We start from the raw sequence: 297 nt of genomic DNA, 5'->3' as shown, positions 1-297 counted from the left end.
CAATAACCAGTTGCTTGCCACTGCATGAAGAAGTGTGTGCAACGCCTTGATAAATGGTTTTAGCTTCCTCTTCACCACTAATAACATTCACCGGGTGACCGAGAATCTCTTGCGCACGGTTCTTAAACTCTTCGGCGTTAGTGGCTAAGCGCAGCGTTGCCGTAGCAACAATGCACACCTGATGGGCAGGAATATCCTGCAAGCGTTCAGCAAATAAGGCTAAGCACTCCCAACCGCGCTCCATCGCCTCTTGGCTCAGGCACATTTGCGCGTCTAACCCTGCAGCAAGACGTACTT

The 297-nt window shown here is 50.8% G+C and carries 1 protein-coding gene; it reads right to left on the bottom strand.

All coding sequences use genetic code 11. From position 1 onward, the window contains the following. On the bottom strand, positions 1-297 hold a 297-nt coding region (locus tag CWC14_RS18630; RefSeq protein WP_502705435.1), incomplete at both ends, for a Ppx/GppA phosphatase family protein.

This window comes from Pseudoalteromonas sp. S3260 (assembly GCF_005886925.1).
GTDB lineage: Bacteria > Pseudomonadota > Gammaproteobacteria > Enterobacterales > Alteromonadaceae > Pseudoalteromonas > Pseudoalteromonas tetraodonis.
Note: the sequence above shows the minus strand (reverse complement) of the source record. Positions and strands in the feature narration are given on the sequence as shown.